At 70.1% G+C, this 14,003-nt stretch carries 13 protein-coding genes and 1 riboswitch; of the genes, 10 read left to right on the forward strand and 3 right to left on the reverse strand.

What is annotated here, in order from left to right; genetic code table 11:
- Window positions 1–136: 136 nt before the first annotated feature.
- A complete protein-coding gene (bcp, locus tag ACIREE_RS36565) occupies window positions 137–604 on the reverse strand; it encodes a thioredoxin-dependent thiol peroxidase (protein WP_404162362.1) in 468 nt (155 codons plus the stop codon).
- Between the two features lie 171 nt (window positions 605–775).
- Here bcp and ACIREE_RS36570 point away from each other — a divergent pair, with 171 nt between their 5' ends.
- From ACIREE_RS36570 to sugE, 3 genes are all read left to right on the forward strand, one after another.
- Window positions 776–1,123 (forward strand): DUF3618 domain-containing protein, encoded by a 348-nt coding sequence (locus ACIREE_RS36570; RefSeq protein WP_404162364.1) that lies wholly within the window; start codon window positions 776–778, stop codon window positions 1,121–1,123.
- A 44-nt stretch (window positions 1,124–1,167) separates the two neighbouring features.
- Window positions 1,168–1,512: a GroES family chaperonin gene (locus ACIREE_RS36575; RefSeq protein ID WP_404162366.1), complete on the forward strand. Its 345-nt coding sequence runs from the start codon at window positions 1,168–1,170 to the stop codon at window positions 1,510–1,512.
- Window positions 1,513–1,579: 67 nt separating this feature from the next.
- Window positions 1,580–1,643, forward strand: a riboswitch (guanidine-III (ykkC-III) riboswitch).
- Between the two features lie 32 nt (window positions 1,644–1,675).
- Window positions 1,676–1,996 carry a quaternary ammonium compound efflux SMR transporter SugE gene (gene sugE, locus ACIREE_RS36580; RefSeq protein WP_363193268.1) on the forward strand — a complete coding sequence of 107 codons (321 nt, stop codon included), beginning with the start codon at window positions 1,676–1,678 and terminating at the stop codon, window positions 1,994–1,996.
- Here sugE and ACIREE_RS36585 read toward each other — a convergent pair.
- Window positions 1,941–4,331: a transglycosylase domain-containing protein gene (locus ACIREE_RS36585; RefSeq protein ID WP_404162368.1), complete on the reverse strand. Its 2,391-nt coding sequence runs from the start codon at window positions 4,329–4,331 to the stop codon at window positions 1,941–1,943. The two genes, sugE and ACIREE_RS36585, sit on opposite strands and share 56 nt — an antisense overlap.
- A 142-nt stretch (window positions 4,332–4,473) precedes the next feature.
- Between ACIREE_RS36585 and ACIREE_RS36590 the strand changes: the two genes are divergently transcribed.
- The 4 genes from ACIREE_RS36590 to ACIREE_RS36605 all read left to right on the forward strand — a co-directional run bounded on the left by ACIREE_RS36590 (window position 4,474) and on the right by ACIREE_RS36605 (window position 8,030).
- Window positions 4,474–5,286 carry an ABC transporter permease gene (locus ACIREE_RS36590; RefSeq protein WP_404162371.1) on the forward strand — a complete coding sequence of 271 codons (813 nt, stop codon included), beginning with the start codon at window positions 4,474–4,476 and terminating at the stop codon, window positions 5,284–5,286.
- A 112-nt stretch (window positions 5,287–5,398) separates the two neighbouring features.
- The gene (locus ACIREE_RS36595) at window positions 5,399–6,163 is read left to right on the forward strand and encodes an ABC transporter permease (RefSeq protein ID WP_404162546.1); all 765 of its coding nucleotides are present in this window, start codon (window positions 5,399–5,401) and stop codon (window positions 6,161–6,163) included.
- 18 nt (window positions 6,164–6,181) lie between these two features.
- Window positions 6,182–7,165, forward strand: coding sequence for an ATP-binding cassette domain-containing protein (locus ACIREE_RS36600; RefSeq protein ID WP_404162373.1), 984 nt, complete (start codon window positions 6,182–6,184; stop codon window positions 7,163–7,165).
- A gap of 19 nt (window positions 7,166–7,184) precedes the next feature.
- Window positions 7,185–8,030 (forward strand): DUF1707 domain-containing protein, encoded by an 846-nt coding sequence (locus tag ACIREE_RS36605; RefSeq protein WP_404162376.1) that lies wholly within the window; start codon window positions 7,185–7,187, stop codon window positions 8,028–8,030.
- 21 nt (window positions 8,031–8,051) lie between these two features.
- Here the strand turns inward: ACIREE_RS36605 and ACIREE_RS36610 are convergent, their stop codons facing one another.
- Window positions 8,052–9,374: an SGNH/GDSL hydrolase family protein gene (locus tag ACIREE_RS36610; RefSeq protein ID WP_404162378.1), complete on the reverse strand. Its 1,323-nt coding sequence runs from the start codon at window positions 9,372–9,374 to the stop codon at window positions 8,052–8,054.
- A 380-nt stretch (window positions 9,375–9,754) separates the two neighbouring features.
- On the opposite strand from ACIREE_RS36610, the gene ACIREE_RS36615 reads away from it, so the two are divergent.
- The 3 genes from ACIREE_RS36615 to ACIREE_RS36625 all read left to right on the forward strand — a co-directional run bounded on the left by ACIREE_RS36615 (window position 9,755) and on the right by ACIREE_RS36625 (window position 13,990).
- Window positions 9,755–11,284, forward strand: coding sequence for a DUF445 domain-containing protein (locus tag ACIREE_RS36615; RefSeq protein ID WP_404162549.1), 1,530 nt, complete (start codon window positions 9,755–9,757; stop codon window positions 11,282–11,284).
- A gap of 166 nt (window positions 11,285–11,450) precedes the next feature.
- Window positions 11,451–12,917 (forward strand): MFS transporter, encoded by a 1,467-nt coding sequence (locus ACIREE_RS36620; protein ID WP_404162381.1) that lies wholly within the window; start codon window positions 11,451–11,453, stop codon window positions 12,915–12,917.
- 434 nt (window positions 12,918–13,351) lie between these two features.
- Window positions 13,352–13,990, forward strand: coding sequence for a hypothetical protein (locus ACIREE_RS36625; RefSeq protein WP_404162384.1), 639 nt, complete (start codon window positions 13,352–13,354; stop codon window positions 13,988–13,990).
- Window positions 13,991–14,003 lie beyond the last annotated feature (13 nt).

A 14,003-nucleotide genomic window follows, 5' to 3' on the forward strand; every position in this document is an offset into this window, starting at 1 on the left:
CTGGACATACATCGCTTCCAAGGGGATCACTTGCTCAGTGATGGCGCGCGCAAACGAAAGTCCCCGGGAGAGGGGACTTACGTCACAGCGTGGGTACCCGGCGGGGTTGTCCGGACGCGCAGGGCTTCCGCGGTTCTCAGATGCCGAGATCCTTGATGATCTTCGCTACGTGTCCGGTGGCCTTCACGTTGTAGAAGGCGTGCTCGACCTTGCCGTCCTCGTCCACGACCACCGTGGAGCGGATGACACCGGTGACGACCTTCCCGTACAGCTTCTTCTCGCCGAAGGCGCCGTACGCCTCGAGGACCTTCTTCTCCGGGTCGCCGACCAGCGTGACCTTGAGGTTCTCCTGCTCGCGGAACTTGGCGAGCTTCTCCGGCTTGTCGGGGGAGACACCGATGACGTCGTAGCCGGCGCCGGCCAGCAGGTCGAGGTTGTCGGTGAAGTCGCAGGCCTGCTTGGTGCATCCGGGGGTAAGCGCTGCCGGGTAGAAGTAGACGATCGTCTTGCGGCCCTTGTGCTCGGCGAGGGAGACCTCGTTGCCGTCGGCGTCGGGCAGGGTGAAGGCGGGGGCGGTGTCGCCGGGCTGCAGTCGCTCGCTCATGTCGCTCGTATCTCCTCGCGGGTGGGTGACCGTGGTGGGTGACCGGGTGGGTGACTCCGGACGAGCGTAATAGGGGTGCCGTGGGGTGGTGACGGCGCTGAGCTGACAGACTGTCCCCCAGCCGTAACGCAGGACAGCGAGCGGATACGAAGCGACCACGGAGGCAGCGCGGTGTCGGACACGTCCAGCACGTCGGATACGCCGGATACGCGGACGTCGGCGCAGATCGAGGCGGACATCAAGCGCCGCCGCGAGACCTTGGCCGAGACGCTCGACGAGATCGGGGTGCGCGTGCACCCGAAGACGATCGTCGGCGACGCCAAGGCCAAGCTCGTGTCGAACGTCGATCACACCCTCGGTCGGGCGTACGTCGGTGCCAACCGGCTCGTCTCCGACGTGAAGGGGCAGTTCGTCTCGGAGGAGGGCGCGCCGCGCCTGGGGCGGATCGTGCCGGCCGCGCTCGTCGTGGTCGGTGTCGTCGGGCTCCTCACGGTGACCTCGCGGCGTCGTAAGCGCTGACCCGGGGGCGTACGGATCGTGGTGGGGCAGGTAGGTTCGTCGCCGTGAGCCAGCAGACCCATCACGACGACAAGTTGCCCATCCGCATGCTGCACGACCGCGTGCTCGTCCGGAAGGACACCGCGGAGGGCGAGCGGCGCAGCGGCGGCGGCATCCTGATCCCCGCGACGGCGGCGGTCGGCCGGCGCCTTGCCTGGGCGGCGGTGGTGGCGGTCGGGCAGAACGTGCGGGCCGTGGAGCCGGGTGACCGGGTCCTGTACGACCCGGAGGACCGGGCGGAGGTCGAGGTGCGCGGAGTCGCCTACGTGCTGATGCGCGAGCGGGATCTGCACGCGGTGGCCGCCGACCGTTTCGAGGGCTCCGAGGACTCGACGGGCCTGTACCTGTAGCGCGACCGGCTGCGACATGTGGTGAGAAGGGGCTGGTGACCATGGTCACCAGCCCCTTCTGTCTGCCCTTTGCTATGTTGGATGGACCCCGACGAGACGCGCCGTACCGGGACCTGAAAAGACGACGCACCCCTGTTGAGAACCACTGACGGAGGTGCCAGTCATGGCCTGGATCCTGATCGTGATCGCCGGACTTCTCGAGGTCGCCTGGTCGATCGGCATGAAATACACCGAGGGTTTCACCCGGCTGTGGCCGAGCGTGTTCACGGGCGCCGGGATCGTCGCCAGCATGATGTTGCTGTCCTACGCGGCCAAGTCCCTGCCGATCGGTACCGCGTACGGCGTATGGGTGGGCATCGGTGCCGCGGGTGCGGCCATCGTCGGCATGTTGGTGCTGGGTGAGCCGGCGACGGCCGCGCGCGTGTTCTTCATCGCTCTGCTGTTGGTGGCGATCGTCGGCCTGAAGGCGACGTCAGGGCATTGAGCGGGCCTGTGGTGGTGCCGCCGTCGCCGCCCGTGAGGCCGCCGACGTCGGCGCCGCCCGTGTCCGTGCCGCCGTCGGCGCCACCGCCGTCCGTGGCGCCGCCGTCGGTCGTCGACCCGCCGCCGTCCGTCCCGCCTTCCGTGTCGCCTTGCGTCGAGCCCTGGTCCTGGCCCTCGTCCGTGCCGCCGGTGGGCGCCGTGCCGCCGTCGCTGGGTGCACCGGTGCTGGGCTCGTCGGGGGAGGCGGAGCCGGAGCCGGTGGCCGAGGGTGCGGTGGTGGCGGGGGGCGGCACGTCTTCGGAGCCCTGCTCCAGTTCGAGGTCGAAGTCGGTGGCCTCCTTGTTCGCCAGGGCGTTTTTCGTGAACTGGGCCCAGATCTGCGCCGGGAATCCGCCGCCGTTGACGCGCGGCAGGCCCGCGGCGCCGTACAGCGAGGTGTGGGCGCCGGTGTCCGGGTCCTGGCCCATGACCGAGACGACGGTCGCCAGGTCCGGGGTGTAGCCCGCGAACCAGGCCGCCTGGTCCTCCTCCGCGGTGCCGGTCTTGCCGGCGGCGGGGCGGCCCGCGGCCTGCGCGGCGGTACCGGTGCCGCCCTCCACGACGGACTGCAGGACCGAGGTGGTGGTGTCGGCGGACTCGCGGCTGACGGCCTGCCGGGTGTTCCGCTCGGGCAGGTCGACGTCGGTGCCGTCCTTGCTGATGGCGGCGACGATCGTGTACGTGCCGTGCTTGCCGTGGTTGGCGAGCGTGGCGTACGCCTCGGTCATGTCGAGGACGCTGGCGGTGGCCGGGCCGAGCGCGATCGAGGGGGTCGCGGTCAGGTCGGGGGTGGTCCTCGGCAGGCCCAGGTCGGTCGCGGTCTGTTTGACCTCGCCGGGGCCGACGTCGACGGCCATCTGCGCGTACACGGAGTTCACGGACTTGTCGGTGGCGGTGCGCACGGTGATGGGCCCGTACGAGACGTCGTCCTCGTTCTCGGGGGCGTAGTAGCCGCCGTCCCACCCTTGGACGGGCCGCTTGTTGGTGCCGTCGTAGACGGTGTTCGGGGTGATGGTGCGGCCGTCCTGCGTGGTCGAGCCGTTCTCCACGGCGGAGGTGAACACGAACGGCTTGAAGGTGGAGCCGACCTGGTAGTCGCGGCGGGTGGCGTTGTTGACGTACTGCTTCGTGTAGTCGATGCCGCCGTACATCGCGAGGACCTTGCCGGTGGCCGGGTCGATGGCGGTGCCGCCCGCGCGGACGTTGCGGTCGGCCTTGCGGGCGCTCTTGTCGATCTGCGACATCAGCTGGTCGTCGACGGCGTCCACGAAGGCGTCCTGCTTTTTCTTCTGCAGGGTGGTGGTGATGCGGTAGCCGCCGAGGGCGAGGGTGTCCTCGTCGAGGATCTTGTTGTCGGTGATGTAGTCCTTCACGGCGTCGCGGATGTAGCCGCGCTGGCCGGAGAGGCCGGCCGTTCCCTTCGCCTCGTCGGGCACCGGGAACGTCGTCGCGGCGCGGTCGGCGGCGCTCAGCCACTTCTCCTTGACCATGCCGTCCAGGACGTAGTTCCAGCGGGCCACGGCCCGTCCCTTGTTCTCCGGGTGCGCGATCACGTCGTACGCGCTCGGTGCGTTCAACAGGGCTGCCAGATAAGCGCTCTGAGCAACCGTCAGCTCCTCGACGTCGGCGCCGTAGTACGCCTGGGCGGCGGCCTGGAGCCCGTACGCGTTGCGCCCGAAGTAGCTCGTGTTGAGATACCCCTCCAGGATGTCGTCCTTGGATTCCTCCCGGTCGAGCTTGATGGAGATGAAGAACTCCTTCACCTTCCGCGTGACCGTCTGCTCCTGGCCCAGGTAGTAGTTCTTCACGTACTGCTGCGTGATCGTCGAGCCGGACTGCCTGCCCTTGCCGGTGACCGTGTTCCAGGCCGCGCGGAGCATCGCCTTCGGGTCGATCGCGGACTCGCTGTAGAAGTCGCGGTCCTCGGCGGCGAGCACCGCGCGCTGGGTGGCCTTGGGGATCTGGGCGAGCTGCACGTTCTCCCGGTTGACCTCGCCGTCGCGGGCGATCTGCGTGCCGTCGGCGTACAGGTACACGTTGGACTGCGCGGTCGCCGCCGAGTTGGCGGGCGGGATGTGCACGAGAAAGTAGCCGAGCGCGAACAGGCCGATGCACAGCAGGACGAAACCGAGCAGCGTGCCGAGCAGCATCCGCCAGGTGGGGATCAGGCGCCGCCAGCCCTTGCGCTTGGGGCGCTTGGGCCGCTTGGTCTTGGCCTGGGAACCCGGCCCGGACGCCGGCGCGGGCTCGGGCGTGCGTTCGGGCTGCGCAGGTTGGGGCGGCTCGTCGCTGCTCATGTCCTGTGAAACTCCTGATTCGCGTCGTACGTCACGTACGCCTCGTATGACACATAAGCCTCCTACATCACCCTGAAAATGCGTGGCAGGCGGAGCCCGCACTGACTAGGCTCCTGCGCTTCGGCCGATTGAGGGGGCGTACGTGCAAGTAGTACGGCTGTACGCGGCCGTCGCCGCCGGGGCCTTCCGGCGTTACGCCACTTACCGCGGGGCGACCTTCGCCGGCGTCTTCACCAACACCGTCTTCGGTCTGATCATCGCGTGCACGTACATCGCGCTCTGGGACGAGCGGCCCCACCTGGGCGGATACGACCAGGCGCAGGCGCTCACCTTCGTGTGGGTGGGGCAGGCGATGTTCTCGGTGATGATGCTCGGTGTGCCCTCCGGGTTCGAGACCGAGCTGGCGGGGCGGATCCGCAGCGGCGACATCGCCGTCGATCTGTACCGTCCGGCCGACCTCCAGTACTGGTGGCTGGCGCAGGATCTGGGGCGGGCCGTCTTCCAACTGCTCGCGCGGGGAGTCGTGCCGATGGCGATCGGCGCGCTGCTCTTCCGACTGGCGCTGCCCGCCGACCTGTTGACCTGGCTCGCCTTCCTCGTCTCGGTGTTCCTCGGGATGCTCGTCAGCTTCGCGCTGCGCTATCTCGTGGCGCTGTCCGCGTTCTGGCTCATGGACGTGAGCGGTGTCGCGCAGATGTACGGCATCACGGCCACGTTCTTCTGCGGGATGCTGCTGCCGCTGAACGTCTTCCCCGGCGCCATCGGTGACGTGGCCCGCATGCTGCCGTGGTCGGCGCTGCTGCAGGTGCCCGCGGACGTCCTGATGGGTACGCACGGCGGGCGCGGGGTGCTGGGCAGCTACCTCTTCCAGGCCGCGTGGGCCGCCGGGCTGCTCGTCGTCGGCCGCCTCGCACAGGCGACGGCGACGCGACGGGTGGTGGTGCAAGGTGGCTGAACGGATCTTCGACCGGGCTCCTGGCAGGGCTCCTGTCTGGGCTCCTGACCGGGTAGCCGACCGCCTCGGCCAGATCCGCAGCGGCGCACGCGCGTTCCGCCTGATCAGCGCCATGTGGATCCGCTCCACGCTGGCCTACCGCGCGTCCTTCGTGATGACGGCCTTCGGCAACTTCGCCCTGACAGGCCTGGAGTTCGTCGGCATCCTGCTCATGTTCTCGCAGGTGGACCGGCTCGGCGGCTACACGCTGCCCGAGATCGCCTTCCTCTACGGGACATCGGGCGCCGCCTTCGGACTCGCGGACCTGTTCGCCGGAACGCTGGGCCGGCTCGGGGACCGGGTGCGGGACGGGACCCTTGACGCGTTCCTGGTACGGCCCGCACCGATCCTCGCGCAGGTCGGCGCCGACCGGTTCGCGCTGCGCCGCCTCGGCCGGGTCACCCAGGGCCTGCTGGTCATGGCGTGGGCGCTGGTCGCGCTCGACATCGCGTGGACCCCGCTGAAAGCGCTGCTCGTACCGGTGCTCCTGGTGAGCGGCGCCGGGATCTTCACGGCCGTGTTCTTGGCGGGCGCGTCCTTCCAGATCGTGGCGCAGGACACGGCCGAGGTGCAGAACGCGGCGACGTTCGGCGGCAATGCCATGCTCGCGTACCCGCCGACCGTCTTCGGCGACAACCTGCTGCGCGGCGTGACCTTCGTACTGCCGCTGGCCTTCGTGAACTGGTTGCCCGCGCTCTACATCCTCGGCCGCCCCTACCCGCTCGACCTGCCGAGCTGGGTCGCGTTCGCGCCGCCGCTGGTGGCGGGCGCCTGCCTGGGCGTGGCGGGCCTCGCCTGGCGGGCGGCGCTGCGCGCATATCGCAGTACCGGAAGCTGAACACGAAGGGACGACAGGGTGGTTGAGGACGAGGCGTTCATCGAGGTGGACGGCGTCGAGAAGGTCTTCGACGTGCGGCGCAAGGTGGGCTTCATGCGGCGGGAACGGCGCGAGGTGCGGGCCGTCGACTCGTTGAGCTTCACGGTGCCGCGCGGCGAGATGGTCGGTTACATCGGGCCCAACGGGGCCGGGAAGTCGACGACGATCAAGATGCTCACCGGGATTCTGACGCCGAGCGCGGGGCGGCTGCGGGTGGCCGGCATCGACCCGTCGCGCGAGCGCTCACGGCTCGCGCACCGGATCGGGGTCGTGTTCGGGCAGCGGACGACGCTCTGGTGGGACCTGCCGCTCATCGACTCGTACCGGCTGATGCGACGCATGTACCGGATTCCCGACGGGCGCTACGAGGAGAACCTCGCCCGATGCGTCGAACTCCTCGAACTGGGCGAGCTGTTGGAGGTGCCCGTCCGGCAGCTGTCGCTCGGGCAGCGGATGCGCGGGGACATCGCGGCGGCGCTGCTGCACGACCCCGAGGTGCTGTACCTGGACGAGCCCACGATCGGCCTCGACGTCGTGTCGAAGGTCAAAGTGCGGGGGTTCCTGCGGGACTTGAACGCGGAGAAGGGCACGACGGTGCTGCTGACGACGCACGACCTGACCGACATCGAGCAGTTGTGCCGCCGCGTGATGGTCATCGACCACGGGCGGCTGATGTACGACGGCGAACTGGAGGGCCTGCACCAGGTGGGCGGCGGTGTCGTCGAGCGTACGCTCGTCGTCGACCTGGAGCGTGAACTGCCGCCGCTGGAAGTGGAGTTCGCGCGGGTGGTGAAAGTGGAGGGGGCCCGTCAGTGGCTGGCGTTCCCGGCGGACAGGTCGGCGGCGCCGCTCGTCGCCGCGATCGCGGAGCGCTGCCCGCTGGTCGACCTCTCGGTGCGGGAGCCCGACATCGAAGCCGTGATCGCTCGGATGTACGCCCGGGACGCTTCCGTCGCGCCCTGACGCCCGTAGGCTGAGTTGTATGACGGATGAACCGCTGCCCGAGCGCTCCGAGGTGCCTGGCACCCCCGATCTACGAGCCTCCGACGCCGACCGCGAACAGGTCGCGGAGCGGCTGCGGGACGGGCTCGCCGAGGGCCGGCTCGACATGGAGGAGTTCGAGGAGCGGCTCGAAGCGACGTACAAGGCGCGTACGTACGGGGAGTTGGCGCCGCTGACCCGCGATCTGCCCGGCGCCGGGGTGAGCGCCCCGGTGAACCTGGTGAAGGCGCCGCTGCCCGAGGGCGCCGTCGACTGGTCGCCGCGCATCGGCGGCGAGGCCACCTCCACGTGGGGGATCGGGATCCTGTCCGGGTTCCAGCGCAAGGGGCGGTGGACGGCGCCGCGGCGGTTCAACTGCTTCGCGTTCTGGGGCGGCGGCGAGATCGACCTGCGCGAGGCGAACTTCGAGGACCGCGAGGTCGTCGTCAACTGCGTCGCGATCATGGGCGGGATGAACGTGGTGGTGCCGCCCGGCGTCGAGGTCGTGGTGCGCGGGATCGGCATCATGGGCGGCTTCGACCAGAGCGAGGAGGGCGTGCCGGGGGATCCCGGGGCGCCGCGGGTGGTGGTGAGCGGGTTCGCGTTCTGGGGTGGCGTCGGTGTGGAGCGCAAGGTCACGCGGGCGGAGCGGCTGCGCCTGAAGGAGGAGCGCCGCCGCGACAAACTGGACCGCAGGGCCGAGCGCAGGGGAGAGCTGGAGGGCCGCCGCGACCGCCACCACGAGCTGCACGCCGACCGGTTCGAGCGGCACCGGGAGCGGATGGAGGACCACCTCGACCGCATGGAGGAACGCCGGGACCGCCGGGACCGCCGCCACCGGGACTGACCCCGGGGCGGCTGGGTGCTACTAGAGCTCCGCGCCGGTGGAGCCCTTCAGGCCGGCGAGGTCGAACCGGTCCGCCATCCGCTTGTACCCGGCGTCGCTGGGGTGCAGATGGTCGCCCGAGTCGTAGCGCGGGAGCAGCTTGCGGGGGTTGTACGGGTCGCGGAGCGCCTTGTCGAAGTCGACGTAGTTGTCGTACACCTTGCCGCTGCGGATCGCCGCGTTCACGCCCTCGCGGACGGCTTCGAGGTGCGGCTCGTATCCCCGGTGGCCCTGGAACGGCATGAGTGTCGCCCCGATCACGCGCAGCCCGCGCGTGCGCGCCTGCCGGACCAGCTCTTGCAGGCCTTCCACGATCTGGTCGGGGTCGTTCTGCTGCGGGTTGCGCAGGATGTCGTTGATCCCGAGGTCGATGACGACGGCCCGGACGCCGGTGCGGCTGAGCGCGTCCCGGTCGAAGCGGGACAGGCCGCTCGGGTTGTTGGCGGGGCGGCCGAGTCCGTCGGACAGCACCCGGTTGCCGCTGATTCCCTGGTTCACGACGCCGTAGCGCGGGGCACCCGACTCCGTGCGAAGCCGGTCGGCCAGGATGTCCGTCCACCGGACGTTGGCGCCCATCGTGGAGGTGATGCCGTCGGTGAGCGAGTCGCCGACGACGACGACGGTGCCCTCCGCCTCATGGCTCAGCACGTCGAGCGCGGTCAGGTAGCGCCAGTACGGGCTCTGTTCGGTGTACAGCGCGCCGCTGGGGTCCTCGGTGCGGTCGCCCTGGGCCACGTAGGACATCTGCCGTGCCTGCGGGTGGTAGGTGACCGGCCCGGACGGCGTCGGTGAGTACGTGGTGACGAGCATGTCCGCGTCGCGCGGCACCTGAAGGCGTGCGGCGTCGCTCATGACCTGCGCACCGGCGGGGATGACGACCGAGGTGTTCCCGGAGAACGTCAGCCGGCGCACCGTCCCGGCCAGCGCCGTCGGGTTGTTCGGCGCGGAGGCGACGGCGAGGGAGGCGTGCGTGATGCTGAGGGGCTGCTGCCCGTACAGATTGGAGAGCGTGATGCGGGCACCGGTGCCGCCGATGCTGGTGTGCACGATGTTGCGGAGGGAGCGGCCGAAGAAACCAGTCGTCTCCGTGCCGGGCTCGGCTCCCGCGGGCGAGGCGGACCAGCTGCCCGCCCAGGTGCCGGTGGACGCGGGCGCGGCCGATCCGTGCGGATGGGCGCCGCCCGCCTGGACGGAGCCTTCGTCGCCGCGCAGGACGCCGGAGAAAGCGACGTATATGGCGGCCGAGATCACTACGACGACCGCGACGAGCGCGGCCAACAAGGCATAACCGTGACGCCTGGCCATGCGGTGTGTGTCTCCTCGGGCAGGGGGAGCCCGAGGCTCCGGTGTGATGAACCCATGATGCGTCATGGGGCGGGACGAGGCCGACAGTGCCCCCCTCCGTTCATTCAGACGCCGGGAACTTGTGGTTCGTTCCGGGAGTAGGTCAGGAAGGGACAATGTGTGAGGGGAATGACAGAGGCGATGGCGATGACGTGGACGGAGCGGGCCGGATGGCCGGTGGCGTAGGGAACGGAACGGGTGAGTCGGACGAGTCCGTGGCGGCGGAGCCGGGCGGGTCCGTGCCGGAGGGGACGGGCGGGTCCGTGGCGGCGGAGCCGGGCGGGTCCGTGCCGGAGGGGACGGGCGGGCCCGAGGCAGCGGATCTCGGCAAGCCCGTGCCGATGGGGCCTGCCGTGTATGCGGCGGCGGACGCGGGTGCGCCCCGAGGGGCGGGTGAAGGTGCATCCCGGGTTGGCGACGGGGGCGCGTCTGGGGTCGGCGACGAGGGCGCGTCCCGGGTCGGCGAGGAAGAGGCATCCCGGGTCGCGGACCCGAGTACGCCCCGATTGGCGGAAGATGGCGGGGCCGCGAGGGGTGAAAGGGGTGAAGCGGGCGCAGGGGAGTCTGCCCGCCCGGCCCCCGGCCCATCCCGCACCGGCCGCCGCTTCACCGGCGAGTTCAGCGCCGCCGACGAGGAGAAGCAGCGCGGGGTGCGCCGTATGAAGCTGACGGCGACCGGTCTCCTGGTCTTCGTCGCGCTCATCTACGTACTGGCGACATGGGCGGGGCACTCGGGCGCGGGCGCCTGGGCCGGTTATGTCGCGGCGGCCGCAGAGGCGGGCATGGTCGGCGCGCTCGCGGACTGGTTCGCGGTCACGGCCCTGTTCCGCCGCCCCCTCGGCCTGCCCATCCCGCACACGGCGATCATCCCCACGAAGAAGGACCAGCTGGGCGTCTCGCTCGGCGAGTTCGTCGGGGAGAACTTCCTGTCGGGCGATGTCGTACGCGACCGGCTGCGCGCCGTCGGCATCGGATCCCGGCTCGGCGCCTGGCTCGCCGAACCCGAGCACGCCGACCGCGTCACGGCGGAGCTGGCGACGGCGCTCAGAGGCGCGCTGACCGTCCTGCGCGACTCCGACGTCCAGGCGGTCGTCGGCGAAGCCATCACGCGCCGCGCCGACAACGCCGAGATCGCGCCCGGCATCGGAAAGATGCTGGAGAAGGTCGTCGCCGACGGCGGCCACAAGCGGGTCGTGGACCTGGTGTGCACGCGGGCCCACGACTGGCTGGTCCTGCACTCGGACTCCATCACGGACGCGGTGCAGGGCGGCGCCCCCGGCTGGACGCCCCGCTTCGTCGACAAGCGGGTCGGCGAGCGCGTCTACAAGGAACTGCTGCGCTTCGTCACCGAGATGCGGGACATGCCGGAGCACCCGGCGCGCGGCGCCGTCGACCGTTTCCTGAAGGACTTCGCGGGCGACCTCCAGTCCGACACCGACACGCGGGCCCGGGTGGAGCGTCTGAAGTCCGAGGTGATCGGCCGTTCCGAGGTGCAGGACCTGATCGCCTCGACCTGGTCCGCGGTCCGCTCGATGATCGTGGCGGCGGCCGAGGACGAGCGCAGCGAACTGCGGATGCGGGTACGGGCGTCGCTGCTCTCGCTCGGGCAGCGGATGGCGACCGACGCCAAGCTGCAGGCCAAGGTCGACGGCTGGGTGGAGGGCGCGGCGGTGTACGTCGTGACGACGTACCGCGCCGAGATCACGTCCCTGATTACGGACACCGTCGCCGGCTGGGACGCCGAGCACACGTCCCGCAAGATCGAGGCGCACATCGGCCGCGACCTGCAGTTCATCCGGATCAACGGCACGGTGGTCGGTTCGTTGGCAGGGTTGCTGATCTACGCGGTGTCGAGGGGGTTCGGGGCGTAAGCCCTCCGGGCATCAGCGGGTCGGTGGGTCTCCGCGATCAGGGCGTCGCGTCTGCCATGCGGGGGAACGTGGCCGGGTGCCGGTGTGTCGTGGCTGGTCGCGCAGTTCCCCGCGCCCCTGGCGGGGCACACGTACGGGGTCAGTTCCCTCAACGAGGAGGGCGTACATGTCCCTGGAGCACGAGAAGCACCGCCCGCCCGCCCCCGGCACGATCACCACCTCCGTGCCGGCCCGCCTGGACCGCCTCCCCTGGTCCCGCTGGCACTGGACGGTGGTCATCGGCCTCGGCACCGTCTGGATCCTGGACGGTCTCGAAGTCACGGTCGTCGGCAACATCGCGGGGCGCCTGTCCGAGCCGGGCAGCGGCCTGCCGATCTCATCCGCGCAGGTCACGGGTATCGCCGCCGCGCTGTACGTGGCGGGCGCCTGCGTCGGAGCCCTCTTCTTCGGCTGGCTCACCGACCGGTACGGCCGCAAGAAACTCTTCCTGCTGACCCTGGCCGTCTACCTCGCGGCGACGGCTCTCACCGCGATCTCGTTCTCCCCGTGGTGGTTCTTCGTCTTCCGTTTCTTCACCGGCTTCGGCATCGGCGGCGAGTACGCGGCCATCAACTCGGCCATCGACGAGTTGATCCCCTCCCGCTTCCGCGGCCGCGTCGACCTGATCATCAACGGCAGCTTCTGGCTCGGCGCGATCGGCGGTTCGCTCCTTTCGATCGTCGCGCTCGACACCGACCTGTTCCCGAAGAACATCGGCTGGCGGCTCACCTTCGCCCTCGGCGTCGTCCTCGGCCTGGTGATCCTCCTCGTGCGCCGCAACGTGCCGGAGAGCCCCCGCTGGCTGTTCATCCACGGCAGGGGAGAGGAGGCCGAATCACTGGTCACGGAAGTCGAGGACAAAGTGCGCGCGCAGCAGGACGGACGTGAACTCCCGCCCCCAGCAGGGGAGATCACCATCCGGCAGCGCAAGAGCATCGGCTTCGGGGAGATCGCCCGCACCGTCTTCCGTGACTATCCGCGCCGCACCACGCTCGGCCTGGCCCTCTTCATCGGGCAGGCGTTCCTCTACAACGCGGTCACGTTCGGCTTCGGCGCGATCCTCACCACGTTCTACGACGTTCCGACCGGCTCGACCGGCTACTACTTCGTGGTCATCGCCGCAGGCAACTTCATGGGCCCGCTGCTGCTCGGCAAGCTCTTCGACACGGTCGGCCGCCGGATCATGATCTCGTCCACGTACCTGCTCTCCGGTCTGCTGCTCTTCGGCACGGCCTGGCTCTTCGACCGCGGATCGCTGACGGCGACGACGCTGACGGCCTGCTGGTCGGTGGTCCTGTTCTTCGCGTCGGCGGGTGCGTCCAGTGCGTACCTGACGGTCTCGGAGATCTTCCCGATGGAGACCCGCGCGATGGCGATCGCCTTCTTCTACGCGGTCGGAACGGCGGCCGGCGGCATCAGCGGACCGCTGCTCTTCGCCGGCCTCACCAAGAGCGGCGAGGTCGGCGACACGGTGCTCGCGTTCTCGGTGGGCGCCACGCTGATGTGTCTGGGGGGCCTGGTGGCGGCGGCGTTCGCGGTGCGCGCGGAGCGGCGGTCGCTCGAGGACATCGCGCGGCCACTGTCGCAGGTGTAGGCGCTGAGTTCAGGTACGGGGGTCGTGGCGTCGTCGTGGGGTCGTCGTGGGGTCGTCGTGGGGTCGCTTCTCGCCGTGACACGTCCGCTGGGGCTTCGTTACATCCCCTACGGATCCGGTCGGCCGGATGAGTAAATCAAGGGCAAAGAGTCGTAACTGGCGCCACTGGCCCATGAGTCGAAGGTCCTGACGGTTCTCTCGTCCGCGGAGCGAAGGCGGGCCACGGGCGAACCGGGGCGGCCGGTCCGGACGGTGCGCGGGCGCGGGAAGGGGACAGGGGCGAAAGGCCCCCGCCCCGGGACCTCCGCTCGCTCCGGCGGTGCCGCGGGCTCGGCAGGGTGGTGGGTGGTCGCACCGAGAACGGCGCGACCACCACAGCTCCCGAGACCTCGCTCCGGTTGTTGCCGGGTCTCCTCAGACGAAAGGCCGATCCCATGGCTCACCGTTCTGCCCCCGTCCGTGTCCGCACCCGCAGCCATTCCCTCCGGCGCCGTGGCGCCGTCGCCCTGCTCGCCATGGCCGGCGCCGTCGGTGTGTCCCTCACCGCCACCGGGGCCGCCTCCGCGGACACCGGCGGCAACTACGGCGACGCGTGGGTCAAGAACTACGGCGGCGGCTACGCCGACAACTGGACCAAGTCCTACAACAAGGACCACGGCAAGGCCTGGGGTGGCGGTACCTCCGGGAAGCAGCAGCTCGCCGACGTCCGCGTCGACGCCACCGGTCCGTCCCATCTGGACCACGACCAGGAGCAGCGCTGGGTCGTCGAGATCACCAACGGCGGCAAGGCGACCGCCAAGAACGTGCGGTCCAGCACCACCATGCCCAATGGCATCAAGTACGTCGCCCACCGCATCAGTCAGGGCCACGCCACCGAAACCCTGACCGGCGACGGGCGCATCGCGCTGAACGTCGGCGATCTCGCCCCCGGCAAGACGATCCGGCTCGAGATCGTCGGCAAGGCCCCCTCCCACGGCGGCGGCACCGTGCGCCTGGCGAACACCGTCGCCACGAGCAGCCAGGAGTCGAGCACCGGCAACAACGCGGCGAACGTTCTGACGCGCATCGCGTAGCCGCTCGCCGAGC

The sequence above is a fragment of the Streptomyces sp. NPDC102467 genome, from assembly GCF_044765445.1.
Classification (GTDB): domain Bacteria; phylum Actinomycetota; class Actinomycetes; order Streptomycetales; family Streptomycetaceae; genus Streptomyces.

What these genes read in the sequence shown, in the direction of transcription:
- ACIREE_RS36595 (WP_404162546.1), top strand. Translation starts at nt 5,399, where the DNA reads ATGTGGATCCGCTCCACGCTGGCCTACCGCGCGTCCTTCGTGATGACG.
- ACIREE_RS36620 (WP_404162381.1), top strand. Translation starts at nt 11,451, where the DNA reads ATGTCCCTGGAGCACGAGAAGCACCGCCCGCCCGCCCCCGGCACGATC.
- bcp (WP_404162362.1), bottom strand. Translation starts at nt 604, where the DNA reads ATGAGCGAGCGACTGCAGCCCGGCGACACCGCCCCCGCCTTCACCCTG.
- ACIREE_RS36585 (WP_404162368.1), bottom strand. Translation starts at nt 4,331, where the DNA reads ATGAGCAGCGACGAGCCGCCCCAACCTGCGCAGCCCGAACGCACGCCC.
- ACIREE_RS36625 (WP_404162384.1), top strand. Translation starts at nt 13,352, where the DNA reads ATGGCTCACCGTTCTGCCCCCGTCCGTGTCCGCACCCGCAGCCATTCC.
- sugE (WP_363193268.1), top strand. Translation starts at nt 1,676, where the DNA reads ATGGCCTGGATCCTGATCGTGATCGCCGGACTTCTCGAGGTCGCCTGG.
- ACIREE_RS36610 (WP_404162378.1), bottom strand. Translation starts at nt 9,374, where the DNA reads ATGGCCAGGCGTCACGGTTATGCCTTGTTGGCCGCGCTCGTCGCGGTC.
- ACIREE_RS36615 (WP_404162549.1), top strand. Translation starts at nt 9,755, where the DNA reads ATGGGGCCTGCCGTGTATGCGGCGGCGGACGCGGGTGCGCCCCGAGGG.
- ACIREE_RS36605 (WP_404162376.1), top strand. Translation starts at nt 7,185, where the DNA reads ATGACGGATGAACCGCTGCCCGAGCGCTCCGAGGTGCCTGGCACCCCC.